The organism is Limimaricola cinnabarinus, assembly GCF_002723615.1.
Lineage (GTDB): Bacteria > Pseudomonadota > Alphaproteobacteria > Rhodobacterales > Rhodobacteraceae > Limimaricola > Limimaricola cinnabarinus_B.
Genome location: NZ_KZ304952.1, coordinates 46,971 through 65,092 on the forward strand (window position 1 = coordinate 46,971; position 18,122 = coordinate 65,092).

At 69.5% G+C, this 18,122-nt stretch carries 14 protein-coding genes; 3 read left to right on the forward strand and 11 right to left on the reverse strand.

Annotation, left to right across the window (positions count from 1 at the left end; all coding sequences use genetic code 11):
- Positions 1-55: 55 nt before the first annotated feature.
- The 5 genes from CJ301_RS03445 to CJ301_RS03465 all read right to left on the reverse strand — a co-directional run bounded on the left by CJ301_RS03445 (position 56) and on the right by CJ301_RS03465 (position 7,080).
- On the reverse strand, positions 56-781 hold the full coding sequence (locus tag CJ301_RS03445; RefSeq protein WP_099274323.1) for a cell wall hydrolase: 726 nt from the start codon (positions 779-781) through the stop codon (positions 56-58).
- A gap of 179 nt (positions 782-960) precedes the next feature.
- On the reverse strand, positions 961-3,456 hold the full coding sequence (locus tag CJ301_RS03450) for a putative PEP-binding protein (RefSeq protein ID WP_254050069.1): 2,496 nt from the start codon (positions 3,454-3,456) through the stop codon (positions 961-963).
- Positions 3,457-3,581: 125 nt separating this feature from the next.
- The gene (gene glyS / locus CJ301_RS03455) at positions 3,582-5,642 is read right to left on the reverse strand and encodes a glycine--tRNA ligase subunit beta (RefSeq protein WP_099274327.1); all 2,061 of its coding nucleotides are present in this window, start codon (positions 5,640-5,642) and stop codon (positions 3,582-3,584) included.
- Entirely contained in the window at positions 5,642-6,163 is a 522-nt protein-coding gene (locus CJ301_RS03460; protein ID WP_099274330.1) for a DUF6446 family protein, read from the reverse strand. The genes glyS and CJ301_RS03460 overlap by 1 nt, the downstream gene beginning before the upstream one ends.
- Positions 6,160-7,080, reverse strand: a complete 921-nt coding sequence (locus CJ301_RS03465) for a glycine--tRNA ligase subunit alpha (RefSeq protein ID WP_099274333.1) — start codon at positions 7,078-7,080, stop codon at positions 6,160-6,162. The genes CJ301_RS03460 and CJ301_RS03465 overlap by 4 nt, the downstream gene beginning before the upstream one ends.
- A gap of 179 nt (positions 7,081-7,259) precedes the next feature.
- Between CJ301_RS03465 and CJ301_RS03470 the strand changes: the two genes are divergently transcribed.
- On the forward strand, positions 7,260-9,020 hold the full coding sequence (locus tag CJ301_RS03470) for a peptidoglycan-binding protein (protein WP_099274335.1): 1,761 nt from the start codon (positions 7,260-7,262) through the stop codon (positions 9,018-9,020).
- Between the two features lie 3 nt (positions 9,021-9,023).
- On the opposite strand, the gene CJ301_RS03475 is transcribed toward CJ301_RS03470, so the two are convergent.
- From CJ301_RS03475 to metZ, 4 genes are all read right to left on the reverse strand, one after another.
- A complete protein-coding gene (locus tag CJ301_RS03475; RefSeq protein WP_099274338.1) occupies positions 9,024-10,619 on the reverse strand; it encodes a 5-guanidino-2-oxopentanoate decarboxylase in 1,596 nt (531 codons plus the stop codon).
- On the reverse strand, positions 10,619-12,067 hold the full coding sequence (locus CJ301_RS03480; protein WP_099274340.1) for a TrkH family potassium uptake protein: 1,449 nt from the start codon (positions 12,065-12,067) through the stop codon (positions 10,619-10,621). Before CJ301_RS03480 ends, CJ301_RS03475 begins: the two co-directional genes overlap by 1 nt.
- Positions 12,068-12,166: 99 nt before the next feature.
- Positions 12,167-13,285: a GTP cyclohydrolase FolE2 gene (gene folE2, locus CJ301_RS03485; protein WP_099274342.1), complete on the reverse strand. Its 1,119-nt coding sequence runs from the start codon at positions 13,283-13,285 to the stop codon at positions 12,167-12,169.
- A 97-nt stretch (positions 13,286-13,382) separates the two neighbouring features.
- Entirely contained in the window at positions 13,383-14,558 is a 1,176-nt protein-coding gene (gene metZ, locus CJ301_RS03490) for an O-succinylhomoserine sulfhydrylase (protein ID WP_099274345.1), read from the reverse strand.
- Between the two features lie 175 nt (positions 14,559-14,733).
- On the opposite strand from metZ, the gene CJ301_RS03495 reads away from it, so the two are divergent.
- Positions 14,734-15,435, forward strand: coding sequence for a glutathione S-transferase N-terminal domain-containing protein (locus CJ301_RS03495; RefSeq protein ID WP_099274348.1), 702 nt, complete (start codon positions 14,734-14,736; stop codon positions 15,433-15,435).
- Between the two features lie 68 nt (positions 15,436-15,503).
- On the opposite strand, the gene CJ301_RS03500 is transcribed toward CJ301_RS03495, so the two are convergent.
- Positions 15,504-16,103: an inner membrane-spanning protein YciB gene (locus CJ301_RS03500; RefSeq protein WP_099274350.1), complete on the reverse strand. Its 600-nt coding sequence runs from the start codon at positions 16,101-16,103 to the stop codon at positions 15,504-15,506.
- 155 nt (positions 16,104-16,258) lie between these two features.
- Between CJ301_RS03500 and CJ301_RS03505 the strand changes: the two genes are divergently transcribed.
- Positions 16,259-16,744 (forward strand): MgtC/SapB family protein, encoded by a 486-nt coding sequence (locus CJ301_RS03505; RefSeq protein WP_099274353.1) that lies wholly within the window; start codon positions 16,259-16,261, stop codon positions 16,742-16,744.
- On the opposite strand, the gene ftsY is transcribed toward CJ301_RS03505, so the two are convergent.
- Positions 16,741-18,027: a signal recognition particle-docking protein FtsY gene (ftsY, locus tag CJ301_RS03510; RefSeq protein WP_099274355.1), complete on the reverse strand. Its 1,287-nt coding sequence runs from the start codon at positions 18,025-18,027 to the stop codon at positions 16,741-16,743. The two genes, CJ301_RS03505 and ftsY, sit on opposite strands and share 4 nt — an antisense overlap.
- Between the last annotated feature and the right edge of the window lie 95 nt (positions 18,028-18,122).

The window sequence follows — 18,122 nt, forward strand, 5'->3', positions numbered from 1 at the left end:
GGGCTTGCGGGCATGGGGCATCTAACGCTCCCCTGCCCGCCCGGCAAGCGGAGCCTCAGTTCGAAGCGGTGCGGGTCGCCTCGCGGTAGAACAGATGCGCGCCGATCGCCGCCGTCTGGGGGATGCGCCCGGCCCAGGAGGGGTTCACCGCCGTGGTGTGATAATGCGTGGCGCCGCCGGTCAGCTCGCGCGGGCCGTCCTCGATCATGATCTGGGCGATCCGGCCGAGCTTCTTCCAGGAGCGACCGTCATTGACCGTGTCGGGGATGCCGTCGCAGGTATAGGAGAACTGGCAGGCATATTTGCGGCCCGTGCCCTGGTTCACCACGCCGCAGATCGAGCCGGGATAATCGGGGCTGTCGACCCGGTTGAGGATCACCTCGGCCACCGCGAACTGCCCTTCGAGCGATTCGCCGCGCGCTTCGAAATAGAGCGCCTCGGTCAGGCATTCCCATTCGGCGTTGCCCTTGGCAGAGGGCAGCGCCGCCATCAGCGCGTCGTAATCCTGGCTGGTCCGCGAGACGATGCTCAGACCGCGATCGGCCGCGGCGGGAAGCACCTCGCCTTCGGACGCGGCCATGGCGGGAACGATTTCGCCCGCATCGCGTTGTTGACCCAGAAGCAGGGACAGGCGGGTTTCCGCATCGAGCGAGACACCCCCCTCGTTCTGTGCCGCAGCGAGGGCATCCTCGCTGGCGGTGGCTGGTGCTGCGGCCGCGAATGTCGCAAGACAAGCCATCGCGCCAAAGCTGGGCAGGCGCAGAAAGTTCAGTCGCTTCATTGCAGTATCCCCGGTTCCTCGCGGTATGCCCCGCGCTGGCAGGGGGGGAGGTATGGGATCGGGTCTGCCGTGTCTACCTCAGCGTCACCCGGGCCGCAGGGAACCGGCGATTCTCTGCCACAGGTGCAAGCAGAAAATCGCCATTTCCTGCATGGAACTATACGATAGTGGTGTTTTTGTCAGCCTCGCCCCTTGTCCGACAGCGCCAGCTGCGCGGCGGCCAGCCGGGCCACGGGAACGCGGAAGGGCGAGCAGGAGACATAGTCGAAGCCCTGTCGGCGGCAGAATTCGATCGCGGTCCGCGAGCCGCCATGTTCGCCGCAGATCGACAGGGTGACATCCGGCCGCCCGGCCCGGCCGCGCTCGGCGCCGATCTTGAGAAGCTCGCCCACGCCGTCGAGATCGAGGCTGTGAAACGGGTCCTCCTCGTAGACGCCGTTCTTGACATAGATCGACATGAAGCGCCCCGCATCGTCGCGCGACAGGCCGTAGGTCATCTGCGTCAGGTCGTTGGTGCCGAAGGAGAGGAAGGCCGCGTGCTGGGCGATGTCGGCGGCGCGCAGCGCCGCGCGCGGCGTCTCGACCATGACACCGAGCCGGTAATCGAACTCGACCCCCGAATGCGCGCGCACCTGCGCGGCCACCGCATCGATGCGCGCCTTGACCAGCTCGACCTCCTTCATCGCCGAGACCAGCGGGATCATCACCTCGGGCACCACCGCCTCGCCGTCGCGGCTGGCCTGCACCGTCGCCTCGAAGATGGCGCGCGCCTGCATCTCGTAGATCTCGGGCACGGTGATCCCGAGCCGCACGCCGCGCATCCCCAGCATCGGGTTGTATTCGGTCAGCGCCGCGACCCGCGCCTCCACATCCGACAGGGTCACCGCCAGCCCGTCGGCCAGATCGCGCATGCCGGCGCGGTCCGAGGGCAGGAATTCATGCAGCGGCGGGTCGAACAGGCGGATGCAGACCGGCTGGCCCTGCATGATCTCGAACAATCGCGCGAAATCGGCGCGCTGCATCGGCAAAAGCCGCTCCAGCACCGCGCGGCGCGCCGCCTCGTCCTTGGCAAAGATCATCTCGCGCATCATGCCGATGCGCCCCTCCTCGAAGAACATGTGCTCGGTGCGGCACAGCCCGATTCCCTGCGCCTGGAAATTGCGCGCGGTCTGCGCGTCGGCGGGGGTGTCGGCATTGGCGCGCACGCCGATGTCGCGGAAATCATCGGCCCAGTCGAGCAGGCGGCGGAAGGCGCCGTCGAGCACCGCCTCGAACATCGCGGGCTCGCCCGCCAGCACCTCGCCCGAGGTGCCGTCGAGGGTGATGACATCGCCCTCCGACAGCCTGCGCCCGCCCGGCGCCACCACCTGCCGCCGCTTGGGGTCGAAGGTCAGCTCCGAAGCGCCAACCACGCAAGGCAGGCCGAGCCCGCGGCCGATCACCGCCGCATGGCTGGTGATGCCGCCGCGAATGGTCAGCACGCCCTCGGCGGCGTGCATGCCGCGAATATCCTCCGGCGTCGTCTCGCGCCGCACGAGGATGCAGGGCTCGCCCCGCGCGGCAGAAGCCTGCGCCGCATTGGCCGAAAACACGATCCGCCCCGTCGCCGCCCCCGGCGAGGCGGCGATGCCCGAGACGATCAGGTCGCGCGGCGCCGAAGGATCGACATGGCGGTGCAGAAGCTCCGACAGCGCCTGCGGCTCGACCCGAAGCACTGCCTCCTCGCGCGGGATCATCCCGTCTTCGGCCAGCGCCACCGCGATGCGCACGCTCGCGCGCGAGGAGCGCTGCACCCGCACCGCATCGAGCACATGCAGCTTGCCCTCATGCAGGGTGAACTCGATCTGCATCTCCTCGCGCAGCCTTTCGCGGCACAGATGCCCCATCCGCAAGAGCCGCTCGAAGGCCTCGGGGCACAGCTCCTCGAAGGAGGGCCCGCGGTCGTCGCGGGTCAGGTAGATCGCCCCGGCATCCGCCTTGAGCGCGTCGCGCCCCTGGCTCTGGCTGAGATATCGCCCGGTGACCTGCGGCTGGCCGGTCTGGCTGTCGACGAACTGGATCACGCCCGAGCCGCATTCCCCCTGCCCCACGCCGAGCGCCATCTGCTGCACCACGAGGCCGAGACCGGCATCGGCGGGCGCGCCCTTGGCCTGCCGCAAGAGCCGCGCCGTCGTCCCCTCCCAGGCGCGGGCCATGGAGCGCAGCACCTCGCAAAGCTGCACGGTGATGTCTTGCGGAAAGGGCTCCTCGGCCTCGGCCTCGTAGGCGGCGAGGGCCGCGCGCAGCGCGCCGGGACCGGGCCGGTCGGGAATGTCGAAGCTGTCGGGATCGAGCCGCGCGACATGCACGGCCCAGCTCTGGATGAAGCGCAGATAGAGCGAGGTCGCGGCCTCCTCGCCCACCTCGTCGCACATGCGGGCATGGGTGAGATCGGTCATGCCGATATTGAGGATCGCGCCCGGTCCGCCCCAATCGGGGTCCTGGCTCGACGGGCGCACCGACAGGAGCGGCGCCTCGTCGAAATGGCGCATGATCTGCGACAGGTCGGGTATCCGCCCCTGCGCGATCGCATGCACGCAGGAAAACGACAGCGCCACCGTGGTCGGCAGCGGCAGCCCCATGCGCACCAGACGCTGCAGGCATTTGGCCCGGCCACCATGACGCGAGGCCGACATGTCGGCCTCGGAGGTGATCAGCAGGATCTTCGGATCTCGTGGCAATTGCTGCACTGCGGCACTCCTTGTCGCCGCAAGATAGGCCGTGCAGGGCGATCCGCCAAGCACGGCCTGTCCGGCAGGCCTCAGCCTTCGATCTTCGTCAGGTCCGCCACCGCACCGCAGGTGGTGCGGATGCGTGACAGAAGGTTGAGCCGGTTGCGGCGCAGCACCTGGTTGTCGGAATTGACCTGCACCGCCTCGAAGAAGGCGTCGATCGGCGCGCGCAAGGATGCCATCGCGCCCATCGCGGCGCCGAAATCCTCGCGCGCCATCGCATCGTCGATCTTCGGCTGCGCGCCGTCGAGCGCGAGGAACAGCGCCTTTTCCTCGGCGCTCTCGGCGAACTTGGCATCCGCGCCGAAGGAATACTCGACCCCGTCGCGCTCCTCGGCCTGCGCGAGGATATTGTTGGCGCGCTTGAAGCCCTGCGTCAGGTTCTCGCCATCCTCGGTCTTGAGGAAGGCCGCGAGCGCCTCGGCGCGGGCCACCAGAAGCGTCAGGTCGTCATTGCCGGGCATGGCGATGCAGGCGTCGATGACGTCATGCGGGATGCCCTCGGCACGCAGGTGGACCTTGAGCCGGTCGTGGAAGAAGGAGAGGAGATCGTCGGCGCTGGCACGTTCGTCGGCGGCCCCGATCAGCTCGCGCAGCCTGAGCCGCAGCCCGTTCGACAGCACCAGACGGATCACGCCCAGCGCCGCGCGGCGCAGCGCGAAGGGGTCCTTGGAGCCGGTGGGCTTCTCGTCGATCGCCCAGAACCCCGCCAGCGTGTCGAGCTTGTCCGCAAGCGCCACCGCGACCGAGACCGGGGCGGAGGGCACGGCGTCGGAGGGGCCGAGCGGCTGGTAGTGCTCCTGCGCGGCGGCGGCGATCTCGGGCTTCAGCTCCTGGGCTTGGGCATAATAGCGCCCCATCAGCCCCTGCAGCTCGGGAAACTCGCCGACCATCTCGGAGCGCAGATCGGCCTTGGCGATCCTCGCGGCCTTTTCCGCGTCATCGGCATCTGCCGAGACCTGCGGCGCGATCTCGCGCGCCAGCGCGGCGATGCGGGCGATGCGGTCGGATTGGGAGCCGAGACGGTTGTGAAAGGTCACGTTCGACAGCCCCTCGGCCATGCCTTCGAGCCCGTGATCCTTCACCACGCGCAGATCGTTCTCCCAGAAGAACTTGGCATCGGCGAGCCGGGCCGACAGCACCTTGCCGTTGCCCGCGAGGATGGTCGCGCCGTGATCGCGCGTCTCGATATTGGCGACGGTGACGAAGCGGGTGATCCTGCCGGTCTTGGGATCGCGCACCGAAAAGAACTTCTGGTGCTCCTTCATCGAGGTCTGCAGCACCTCGGGCGGCAGGCCGAGGAATTCCTCGCCGATCTCGCCCATCAGCACGACGGGCCATTCCACGAGCCCCGCGACCTCGTCCAGAAGCCCGCGATCCTCGACCAGCTCCAGCCCTTGGGCAAAGGCCTGGGAGGAGGCTTCGGACCAGATCGTCTCGGCCCGCTCATCGGCGCGCAGCATGACATGGGCGCGCTTCAGCTTCGCCTCGTAATCCTCGAAGGAGGTGACGGCGAAGGCGTCGGGCCCCATGAAGCGGTGGCCGCGCGTGGTGTCGCCGGCCGCGATCCCGGCCACCTCCATCGGCACGACGCGCGCGCCCTGCTCATCCGACAGGATGCACAGGATCGAATGCAAGGGCCGCACCCAGCGCAGATCGCCCGCGCCCCAGCGCATCGATTTGGGCCAGGGGAAGTTGCGGATCGCGGCCTCCAGCACCTCGGCCAGGATGGCTTCGGCGGGCCGCCCCTTATGCGTGATCCGCGCGAAATAGGCCTGGCCCTTCTTCTCGTCGCGGATTTCCAGCTGCTCCTTCGTGAGACCGGTGGAGCGCAGGAAACCTTCGAGCGCCTTCTCCGGCGCGTCGGTACGCGGGCCCTTGCGCTCCTCGGTGGTGTCGCGGCTGGCTTCGGAGAGCCCCTCGACCGAGAGCGCGAGCCGGCGCGGCGTGTGGAAGGCGCCGGCGGAGGCATAGGTGAGACCGGCCTCGACGAGGCCGTCGGTCACCATGCGCTTGAGGTCCTCGGCGGCGCGTTTTTGCATGCGCGCGGGGATTTCCTCGGAAAACAGTTCGATCAGCAGGTCGGGCATCAATAGGTCCCTTCGGGTGGGGTCGGGCAGCCGGCGGGGGCCGGGTCGCCGTCGAAGACGACCTCGCCGCAGACGTTGATCTGGTTCCAGGCGAGGCCGCGCCCGTCGGGCATCACCGCGAGCACGCGGTCGATGCCGTAGGGCTCGTTGAGCTTCCAGACATAGGCCTTGGCCTGCCCGCTCTCGAGCGCCTCGCCCACCTCGCGCGCGTCGAAGCAATCGAACCAGCCGGGCGCGACCAGCGGCTCGGCGCGCTCGTGGATCACGGCGTTGTCGAAGGCGCTGGCATCCTCGATCTGCATGCAGGCGCGAAAGCGGATGGGCGAGCTGTCGCTGTCGATCGCGCGCAGATCCGAAACGGCGACGCGCACCGGCGCGGCCCGGTCGTCGAGCACCACCACCTCGCCCACCTGCGCGGGCGTCAGCTCCTCGTAATAGGCATAGACCTGCAGGTACCACATCAGCACGCCCGACAGGAGCGCGAAAGCCAGCAGCACCGAGATGACGATGCGGGTGATCATGCGCTCGCACCGCCCGCACGGGTGGTGACGAAGGCATCGGCGCAGGCCTTGGCCAGCGCCCGGACGCGGCCGATATAGGCCTGCCGCTCGGTGACCGAGATCACGCCGCGCGCATCGAGAAGGTTGAACAGGTGCGACGCCTTGATCGCCTGGTCATAAGCGGGATGCGCCATGACGATGCGCTTGCCGGTGCGGGGGTCCTCGGCCGGGGCCGCGAGGATCTTCGCGCATTCGGCCTCCGCGTCCTCGAAATGCCGCAGCAGCATCTCGGTGGTCGCGGTGTCGAAGTTGTGGCGCGAATACTCTTCCTCGGTCTGGCGGAAGACATCGCCGTATTTCAGCGCGATCGGCGCGTCGGGGTCGTTGAACGGCATCTCCATGACGTGATCGACGCCGAGCACATACATCGCCAGCCGCTCCAGCCCGTAGGTCAGCTCGCCCGAGACGGGGCGGCAGTCATGCCCGCCGACCTGCTGGAAATAGGTGAACTGCGAGACCTCCATGCCGTCGCACCAGACCTCCCAGCCAAGGCCCCAAGCGCCCAGCGTCGGGCTTTCCCAGTCATCCTCGACGAAGCGGATGTCATGCAGGGTCGGGTCGATGCCGATGGCGCGCAGCGAGCCGAGATAGAGCTCCTGCAGGTCCGGCGGGCTGGGTTTGATGATGACCTGATACTGGTAGTAGTGCTGCAGCCGGTTCGGGTTTTCGCCGTAGCGCCCGTCGGTCGGGCGGCGCGAGGGCTGCACGTAAGCCGCGGCCCAAGGGTTCGAGCCGAGCGCGCGCAGCGTCGTGGCCGGGTGAAAGGTCCCCGCGCCCACCTCCATGTCGTAGGGCTGCAGCACGGCGCAGCCCTTCGAGGCCCAGTAGGACTGCAGCCGCAGGATGATCTCCTGGAAGGAACGGGGAGCGTCGGTCATCTGGGGGCCTCTCGCGGGGGGTCACGGATCGCGGGCCTGCTTACGGCGCGCCGCAGACAGGGTCAATCATGGCGCGGGGGCGCAACAGCCATGCCCGGTGCGGCGCTTTGGCATGGTCCCCGGCCGGCGCGGTGCTATGGTCCATGGCCATATCCAGCACAACGGAACGCGCGATTCACATGAAACGATTGCTTGCAGCCCTGCTCGCCACGGGCTTTTTCACCGGGCCCGGCTGGGCGCAGGATGGCGGCGTCTGGCTTCAGGTCGAGGCGCTGCCGACGCTGAACCGGGCCGAGAACCGCGCGCGCGCCTATGCGGGGCGGTTCGACGCCGTTTCGGGCTATGCGCTCGACGGCGGCTGGTACGGCATCGCGCTGGGCCCTTACGACAGCGCCGAGGCGCGGCGTCTCCTGAGCCAGCTGAAGGCCCAAGGCGCGATCCCGGGCGATGCCTTCCTTGCGGATGGCGCGCAGTATCGCGGGCGTTTCTGGCCGGTCGGCGCGCGCGGGGATGCGGAAGGCGCGCAGGCCGCGACATCGGCCCAGACCCAGGAGCAGACCCCCGCCGCCGCGCCCGCCCGGCCGGAGGCCCCGGCCGAGCCCGCCGACGCGCCCGAAGAGACGCTGGCCGAGGCCCGCGCCTCGGAGGCGGCGCTCGACCGGGCCGCGCGCGAAAGGCTGCAGGTCGCGCTGCGCTGGGCCGGGGTCTATGAGGCCGGCATCGACGGCGCATTCGGCGCGGGCACCCGCGCCGCCATGGCCGAATGGCAGCGGCAGAACGGCCATGAGGCCACCGGCGTGCTCACCTCCGCGCAGCGTGCCTCGCTGCTCGAGGCCTATGACGCGGTGCTCGACGGGCTCGACCTTGCGCCGGTGCGCGACGCGCAGGCCGGGATCGGGATCGAGATGCCGACGGCGCTGGTGGCGCGCGACGAGGTGCGCCCGCCCTTCGTCACCTATGCGCCCAGCGGCGATCTGCCGGTGCAGGTGCTGCTGATCTCGCAGCCCGGCGATGCGCGGCGCTTGGCCGGGCTTTACGAGATCATGCAGACGCTCGAGATCGTGCCGCCCGAGGGGGCGCGCGGGCTCGACGCGCGCAGCTTCGTGATCGAAGGCGCGGACGAGACCCGCGCCACCCATGTCGAGGCGACTTTGGAGGGTGGCGCGATCAAGGGTTTCGCCTTGGTCTGGCCTGCCGGTGACGAGGCGCGCCGCTCGCGCGTGGTCTCGCGCATGGCGGCGAGCTTCGAGAGCCTGCCCGAGGTGCTGGAGCCCGGCGAGGTTCCCGCCGACGAGGCGCAATCGGTCGATCTCGTCTCGGGGTTGCAGGTGCGTCGGCCGTTGCGCGAACGCGCGGGCGTCTTCGTCGATGAGGCGGGCAGCGTCGCCACCACGGTCGAGGCGATCGCGGAGTGCGGCGATATCGCGATCGACGGCATGCGCGGCGCGACCGTGGTGATGCAGGATGCGGGCTCGGGGCTGGCGCTGCTGCGCCCCGCTTCGCCGCTCGCGCCGCGCGGTGTCGCCACATTCCAGACCGGCGTGCCGCGGATCGACGACAAGATCGCCGTGGCGGGCTTTCCCTATGGCGGCGCGATCTCGGTCGCGGCGACCACCTTCGGCCGGCTGGCCGATATTCGCGGCCCGGGCGGCGAGGAGGATCTCAAGCGGCTCGCGCTGAGCGCGCAGCCCGGCGATGCGGGCGGGCCGGTGCTCGACATGGGCGGCGCGGTGCTGGGGCTCTTGCTGCCGGGCGACCGGCAGGAGGGGCGGATGCTGCCCCCCGGCGTCGCGCTCGCGCTCGAAAGCGAGGCGGTGGTCGCGGCGCTCGAAGCCGAAGGCATAGCGCCGCAACGCACCGAGGCGCGGGGCCAGAACACGGTCGAGGCCGTGGCGCGGCGCGCGGGCGAGATGACGGCGCTGGTGAGCTGCTGGGAGTGAGGCTCAGGCCAGATCCGGCGTGAGCCGGATCAGCGTCGGCGTCTGGGCGGCAAAGGCGCGCTCCAGCGCCGGGGCGATCGCATCGAGGCTCTCGGGCGTCTCGGCCCCCGCCCCCCAGGCGCGGGCCAGCGCGCAGAAATCGGGGTTGCGCTGATGCACCGCATGCGGCGCGATCTGCGCCGCGCGCATGCTGGCCTCGATCTCGCCCAGGCGCTCGTTGTCCCACACGATGAGCGGCAGCGGCAGGCCCAGCTCGACCGCGGTGCCCAGCTCCTGGATCGTGTATTGCACGCCGTAATCGCCCGCCAGCGCCACCACCGGCACGTCGGGCCGCCCCACCGCCGCGCCGATCGCGGCGGGCAGCGCATAGCCCAGCGTGCCGAAGCCCGATGGGTGATGCCACAGCCCCGGCGCGGGCGCGGGCCAGGCCTCGACCGCGGCATAGGCGATCTGGGTCATGTCCGAGAACACCATGGCCTCGGGCGGCAGCGCCTCGCGCAGCGCGTCGATCACCGCCAGAAGGCCCGGGCGCTCGGCGTCGATCTCCGCGAACCAGCGGCGGCGCGCGGCCTCGATCCGCTCGGGCCGCCAGCCCGCTGCCGGCGCGCCCGGCCCCAGCGCCTCGGTCAGCATCGCCATCCCCGCCGCCGCATCGCCCGCCAGCCGCAGCTCGGAGCGCGCATCGGCAGCAAGGATCGCGGGATCGAGATCGAGCCGGATCACCCGCGCCTGCTCGTCGAAACCGGGCGCGGCGCGCCACAGATCGGTCTCGGACAGGGCGCAGCCCGCCACCAGCACCACGTCGGCATGGGCGATCTCGCGGGCGCTGTCGGGCCGGGCGAGAAAGCTGCCGAAATGCAGCGGATCGCCGGGTGCTATGACACCCCGCCCGGCGGTGGTCACGAAGCTCGCCGCCCCCAGCCGCGCGGCCAGGGCGCGCGCCTCGCGCGCGGCCCCCGCGCAGCCGCCGCCGAGGATCATCAGCGGGCGGCGCGCCTCGGCCAGAAGCCGCGCGGCGCGGGTGACGAGGCCGGGATCGGGGGCGGAGGGGCTTTGCGGCCGCAGGGCGGGCGGCGGCTCGGGCGCGTCCCCCTCCAGCAGCGGGATCGGCAGCTGCAGATGCACCGGGCGCGGGCGCCGCTCGCCGAAGCCCGTGAAGGCCCGGTCGAGCAGCGCATAGGCGTGCTCGGCATCGCGCGCCTCCTCGGACCAGGCCGTGACCGCCGCCGCCGCGCCGCGCTGGTCGCGCATCTCGTGCAGCCGGTGATCGGCCGCACCGCCATTCGGCAGGCAAGAGGAAATGGCCAGCACCGAGACGCTGTCCGACCAGCTCTGCCCCAAGGGTGTCATCAGGTTGCACAGCCCCGGCCCCGAGATCACGCAGGCCACGCCCGGCCGCCCGGTGGCGCGGGCATAGCCGTCGGCCATGAAGCCCGCCCCCTGCTCGTGGCGCGCCAGCACGTGGCGCAGCCCGGCCGCATCGAGCCCGCGATAGATTTCCTGGTTGTGGACGCCCGGGATGCCGAACACCAGCTCGACGCCGCGCTCGGCCAGGGCCCGGGCCAGTTGCACCCCGAGGGGGCGGCGGATCTGCTGCATCACGATCTCCAGAATTCGCGGGTGACGACGACCAGAACCACCAGCAGTTCGAGCCGGCCGATGAACATGGCCATGATGAGAATCCACTTCGAAGCATCCGGCAGCGGCGCGAAATTGCCCGCCGGGCCGATGATCGGGCCGAGGCCGGGGCCGACATTGGCGATCGAGGTCGCCGCCCCCGAGACGCTGGTGATGAAATCGAGCCCGGTGAGCGACAACAGCACCGAGGTGATGCCGATCGAAACGATGAACACCACGAAGAAGGACATGACCGAGGAGAGCACGTCCACCGGCACGGGCCGGCCGTCATAGCGCGGGGTGAAGACGCCATGCGGCTGGTGGATCTTGCGGATCTGCGCCGCGATCGAGGCGAAGAGGATCTGGTAGCGGAAGATCTTGACCGAGCAGGCGGTCGAGCCGGCGCAACCGCCGATCAGCCCCAGAAAGAAGAACATCGCCACCGGGAACGGCCCCCAGCCCATGTAGTCGGCATTGGCGTAGCCGGTGCCGGACATGATCGAGATCACGTTGAACAGGGATTCGCGGAAGGCCGTCTCGGTGAAGCCGTGGCTGTAATCGGCCAGCGAGAGCGAGATCAGCAGCACGCTCGCCATGATCGTCAGGAAGAAGTCGCGCACCTGCGTGTCGCGCAGCAAGGGCCGCGCTTGGCCCGCGGCCAGCTGCACGTAGCGCACGAAGGGCAAGGCCGCGAGAAACATGAAGACCGAGGCCACGTAATGCACCCCGGCGCCGTAGCCCGAGAAGGAGGCGTCCGAATTGGCGAAGCCGCCGGTGGCGATGGTGGTCATCGCGTGCACCGCCGCGTCGAAGGGCTCCATCCCGGCGGTGATGTAGGCCAGCATGCAGGCCAGCGTCATGCCGACATAGATCCCCGCGATGCCGCTGGCGATCTCGGCGGCGCGCGGCAGGATCTTGCCCATCGTCTCGAAGGCCTCGGAGCGGAACACCTGCATGCCGCCGACCTTCAGCTCGGGCAGGAACACCATCGCCACGACGATGATGCCGATGCCGCCGAGCCATTGCAGGATGCCGCGCCACAGCAGGATGCCGCGCGGCAGATCGTCGAGCCCGTTGAGCACGGTGCCGCCCGTCGTGGTGATGCCCGACATCGCCTCGAACACCGCGTCTGTGACGCTGGCCCCGGTGGCGCCGAGGATGAAGGGCAGCGCCCCGAAGAAAGGCAGCGCGATCCAGACCGACGAGGTCAGCAGGAAGGTCTGGCGCAGGGTCAGCTTGGGCTTCACGCCGTTCTGGCACGACAGCGCCATCAGGATGCCGGTGAGCAGCGTCAGCACCGCGCTTTCGAGAAAGACCGGCCAATGGCCGTTCTGCGCCGCGATATCGGCCAGCATCGGGCCCAGCATGGTCAGGCCCAGCACTGCCAGAAGCAGGCCGTTCACATATCCGACGGGGCGCAGGTCGATCATGCCGGAGCGTTGGCCCAGCCCCCCTGCCCTGTCAAGCGAAGGGCGCGGCGAGGCCGCGGAACGTGGCGCGCCTGCCGCGTCGGCGGCAGGCGCGCGGCCTCAGCCGGCGTGCAGCAGGCTGGCGAAGAGCTGCGGGTCGAGGCTTTCCTGGGCGAAGGTCGGCCCCTCGGTCAGCAGGCTCACCGCGTCGTGGCTGTGCAGGCTTTCCTGGTGGCTGGCCATGATGCGGAAATCGCCGATGCGCGGATCGGCCATCAGCTGCTCGGCAAAGAGCCGCGCCGCATCCTCGACGAAGATCGGGTTGGCGGCGTTGAGTTCGGCAAAGGCCTGCTCGTCCTCGCGCTTGACCATCACCTGCGTCTCGGTCGGCACGGCGGCGCGCGCCATCTCGACGAGATCCTCGAACCACAGCACCGGACCGGGCTGGGCCACGACCGAAAGCCGCGCCACCGAGCGCTGCGAATGCGGCGTGGCAAGCTGGCCGCGGCTCTGGCGCGCATGCTCGGAAAGTTCGAGCGAACACGGGCAGGTCGAGGAATAGACATAATCGAGATGGATGATCTTCTTGGCCACACCGGCCTGTTCCACCAGCTCGAGCGTGAGGTCGTAATATTGATAGCCCGACAGGCCGGAGCGCAGCGAGGGGCGTAGCATCGGGAAGCGCACGCGCATCTGGATGCGCGCGTCGAAGCTCTCGAGATCGGTGATGTAATCGGCCAGCGCCGCCTCGATCACGTCGAAGGAGAAGGTCTTGTCGGCATGGCGGTAGAAGGACCGCATGATGCGCGACATGTTGATGCCCTTCTTCTCGGCCTCGAGGCTGACCGTGCCGGTCACGCTGGCCTCGAGCGCAAGATCGCCGCCGTCGCGGGTGTGGAACCTGATCGGCAGGCGGAAATTCGAGATCCCGACATGCTGGATCGCACGGGCCGCGCCGCGGATCAGGCTGGAGGGGCCGTTCTGCAGGTCGGGCAGCATCGCGCGGTAGGCCTCGTCGACGACGAAATCCTCCGGGTAGGCGCGGGCCAGCGCCGGGTAGTTCGACACGTCCTGCCCGGGCACCAGCCGCCCGACCATCGGGTCGAGCGCGGCGACTTCCTCGGGCGTGGCATGCGCCGCCCAGCTGCGCAGCAGGCGCAGCGCCGTGGCCGCGTCATCGCGGTCGGGAACGGGTTGAGAGGTCTGGGCGCGATGCAGATCGCGGGTGGCTTGCGTCACGAGGGAAATCCTCCGGTCGGGTCGACCCCCACCATATAGGAGGTCTGCGAGTGATGTTCAGGCCCCCGGCCATCCGCCCGGCCCGGTTCGTCCGGGCTCAGATGGCCGCGATGGCATGCCTCAGATCCTCGATCAGATCCTCGGCATCCTCGAGCCCGACAGACAACCGGATCAGACCCGGTGTGATTCCAAGTGCCGCTTTCTGAGGCTCCGGCAGCCTTTGATGCGTGGTCGAGGCCGGATGGGTGGCGATTGACTTGGCATCGCCAAGGTTGTTCGAAATGATCACGATGTCGAGAGAATTCAGAAGCTTGAACGCGGCTTCGCGCGAACCTGCGTCAAATACGACAACGGTGCCGCCCGCCCCCATCTGCCGCATCGCCAGATCGTGCTGCGGATGCGCGGGCAACCCCGGATAGGCGACATGGGCGAGCTTGTCTTCCTGCGACAGCGCCTCGGCGATGCGCTGCGCGCTCTCGGTCTGCGCCTTGACGCGCAGCTCGATCGTCTCGAGCCCCTTGAGCATCAGCCAGGCGCTGAAGGGCGAGAGCGAGCCGCCGGTGTGCTTCATGTAGGGCTCGACCGTGCCGCGGATATGCTCCTCGGTGCCCAGGATCACGCCGCCCAGCGCCCGGCCCTGGCCGTCGATATGCTTGGTGGCCGAATAGACCACCACGTCGGCCCCCTGGGCGATCGCGTCGGAATAGACCGGCGTGGCAAAGACGTTGTCGCAGACCACCTTGGCGCCGACCGCATGGGCCAGCTCGGCCACGGCGGCGATGTCGACCACCTCCAGCGCCGGGTTCGAGACGCTCTCGAAGAACACCGCGGCGGTGTCCTCGCGGATGGCGTCCTTCCATTCGTCGATGTTCTTGCCGTCGACGAAGGTGACCTCGACGCCGTAGCGCGGCAGGATCTCCTCGAGGATGTAGAGGCAGGAGCCGAACAGCGCGCGGGCCGAGACCACGTGATCGCCGGCCTTGAGCATCGAGGTCAGCGCGCCGTTGACGGCGGCCATGCCGGAGGCACAGGCAAAGGCGGCCTCGGCCCCTTCGAGGCTCGCCAGCCGGTCCTCGAACATCTTGACCGTCGGGTTGCCGTAGCGGGCATAGATGAACTCGTCGCCCTCGATCTTGAGAAAGCGCTGCTCGGCGGCCTCGGCGGTCTCGTAGACGAAGCCCTGCGTCATGAAGATCGCCTCGCTCACCTCGCCATACTGGCTGCGGCGCGAGCCTGCGTGAACGGCGCGGGTGCGTTTGCGATACTCGGTCATGTCTCGGCCTCCGGGCCCGGTTGTTGCGGCGCGCCCCCCGGGAAGAGACGCCCTGTCTGACGCCGCGATAGCCCCCGCCCCGGTTTCGGTCAAGCGGGCCATCCGCCGCCGAGCGCGCGCTTGCAATCGCGGCCTCAACTGCCAGTCTCGCCCCGTCACAGCAGGAGACCCGTCCATGCCCGCCCCCATCGATCTGCATTACTGGCCGACGCCGAACGGCTGGAAGGTCTCCATCGCGCTCGAGGAGATGGGCCTGCCCTATGCGGTGCATCTCGTCGATATCGGCGCGGGCGACCAGCGCCGGCCCGACTTCCTCGCGATCTCGCCCAATGGCCGCATGCCCGCGATCACCGATCCCGAGGGCCCCGATGGCGCGCCGGTCTCGCTCTTCGAGAGCGGCGCGATCCTGCAATATCTCGCCCGCAAGACCGGCCGTTTCTGCGGCGCGACCGAGCGGGAGCGCATCGCGGTGGACCAGTGGCTGATGTGGCAGATGGGGGGGCTGGGGCCGATGGCGGGACAGGCGCATCACTTCCTGCACTACGCCCCCGCCATGTCGCCGCCCCAGGACATCCCCTATGCCAAGGACCGCTACCGCGCCGAGGTCGCCCGGCTCTACGGTGTGCTCGACCGGCAGCTCGCGGCGAATGAATTCGTGGCCGGGGCGGAGTTCACCATCGCCGACATGGCCTGTTTCCCATGGGCGCGGCTCTGGGCACGGCAGGAGCAGAAGATCGAGGATTTCCCGCATATGCGCCGCTGGCTCGACACGCTGGAGGCCCGCCCCGCCTGCGCGCGCGGCGTCGCGCTGCATCTCGACAAGCGGCAGGGCACGGCCAGCCCCGACCAGCAGAAACACATGTTCGGGCAGCGTTAGACACGCGAAACGCCGGGCGCCATGGCGCCCGGCGGTCGATCGCTTTCGGAACGGCGCAGCCCGCGCGGCTACTCCTCGGGCTGGATCATGTAGCTCTGCAACGCCGCAATCTGCAGCCACAGGAAGACGAAGAGCACCGCCGGAAAGGCGAAGGTCTCGATCTTGACCCACATCTCCTCGGACTGGGTGCGCCAGACGAACTCGTTGGCCAGCGCCAGCGCCGCGAACATCGCCGCCAGCCTCCGGGTCAGCTTGAGCCAGCCCTCGTGGCGCATCGGCAGCGCCTCGCCCATCATCCATTCGAGCGGGCTGCGGCCCAGCGCCAGCCCGGCCCCGAGGATCGCGGCGAAGAGGCCGTAGACGATGGTGGTCTTCATCATGAAGAACCGCTCGTCGTTGAACCACGCGGTCAGCCCGCCGAAGAAGATCACCATGAAGGCGGTGAAGACCTGCATCCGGCTCAGCGCCCCGGTCAGCGCCCAGAGCGCCGCCATCGCGGCGAGCAGGATCGGGATGAAGATCAGCGTGGCGAGGATGAAGCCCGAATACTCGGTCCCCGCGATCACGAAGCTGTCCTCCTTGAGCCGCAGATAGACGAGGAAGAAGGCCAGCGTCGGGCCCAGTTCCAGCGCCTGCTTGAGCCAGGGGCTGATGTTGCGTTGCGCCATCCACGGTCTCCTTGGTCCTGCCGGCACCAGCGCGCCGATCGCGGCCAGACATAGGCATTCGCGCGCCCGGGGGCCAGTCTCAGGCACCGCGACGCGCCCGGAACGCGGCCCGGTGATCCGCCGTTGTCACACAAACGTCAGAGGAGTCCCGCCCCATGTTCGAAGCGTTGCAAGCCGATCTCGCCTCCGGTTTTAAGGCCACCGGCCCATGGGTGGCGGCAATGCGCCTGATGGCGGCGATCGTGCTGGCCGGGCTGATCGGCGTGGAGCGCGAATGGCGCGGCAAGCCCGCGGGCCTCAGGACCCACATCCTCGTGGGCCTCGCCGCCGCGCTCTTCGTGATGCTGGGACAGGAGGTCACGCAGCTCGATTTCGGCGGCACCGACGACAAGCGGATCGACCCGCTGCGCCTGATCGAGGCGGTGACCTCGGGCGTGGCCTTTCTCGCGGCGGGCATCATCTTCACCACCAAGGGCGAGGTGCGCAACATCACCACCGGCGCGTCACTGTGGCTCGCCGGCGCGGTGGGCCTGGGCTGCGGCGCGGGACAGATCCCGCTCGCCGCGATGGCGAGCGTGATGGTGGTGGTGGTGCTGATGCTCCTGCGCGAGGTCGAGCGGATGCTCGGCTGGCACGACTAGGCCAGATCGCCCTCCGCCCCGGTGAGCGCGCGGGCGAATTCCTCGGGGTCGAAGGGTGCCAGATCGTCGATCTGCTCGCCCACCCCGATCGCATGGATCGGCAGGCCGAAGCGGTCGGCCAGCGCCACGAGAACGCCGCCGCGCGCCGTGCCGTCGAGCTTGGTCATCACCAGCCCCGAGACATCGGCGATGTTGCGGAAGATCTCGACCTGCGAGAGCGCGTTCTGCCCCGTCGTGGCGTCGAGCACCAGCAGCGTGTTGTGCGGCGCGTCCGGGTCCTTCTTGCGGATCACCCGGACGATCTTCGACAGCTCCTCCATCAGGTCGGAGCGGTTCTGCAGGCGTCCGGCGGTGTCGATCAGCAGAAGATCCGCGCCATCGGCCTGCGCCTTGGCCATCGCGTCATAGGCGAGGCTGGCGGGGTCGGTGCCCTGTGGCGCGGTCATCACCGGCACGCCGGCGCGGTCGCCCCAGATCTGAAGCTGTTCGACGGCCGCCGCGCGGAAGGTATCGCCCGCGGCGATCACCACCGACTTGCCCGCCGCGCGGAACTGGCTCGCGAGCTTGCCGATCGTCGTGGTCTTGCCAGAGCCGTTGACGCCGACGACCAGCACCACCTGCGGCGTCTTGGCATAAAGCGGCATGGGGCGCGCCACCGGCTCCATGATCCGGGTGATCTCGCCCGCCAGAAGATCCTTGAGCTCGGGCACCGAGAGCTTCCGGCCCATCCGCCCCTCGGCGATGTTGGCGGTGACGCGCAGCGCCGTCTCGACGCCCATGTCGGACTGGATCAGCAGCTCTTCGAGCCGCTCCAGCATTGCGTCGTCGAGCTCCCGGCGCGGCGCGGCGGCGCTGCCCTTGCCGAAGAGGCGGCCCAGCAGGCCGGGCTTTTCGGGCTCGGGCGCTGCCGGAGCAGGCTCCGGTTCGGACGCGGGTTCAGATGCGGGTTCGGGCACAGGTTCCGGCGCGGGCGTCTCGGGCACCGCCGGTTCGGGCGGCGTCACCGGGGCGGCGGGCATGCCCGGCGTCACCGGCGGGGCGACGGGCGGCTCGGCATCCGGCGTCGCCGGGCGCGGCCCGGCGGGGGCGCTGGGCTCGGGGCGCGGATCGGGCTCCGGTTCGGCCGTCGTCTCGGGCGCGGGTGTGGGTGCGGCCTCCTGCCGGGGCGCCTCCGTCTCCGGCGCTTCGGCCTCGGCCCCCTCCTCGACGATTTCCTCGAGCCCGCGATCGAGCTTGGAGGAGGAGGTGAAGAGCCGGTCTTTGAGTTTTCCGAAAAAGGACATGCGCCGCCCGGTCCTGCTGTCTTTGGATATACGCTTTCCCACCTAACGCTTGCGGTGGGTCTTGGAAAGGGAGGCGCGCGCGGGCGAGACTGCCC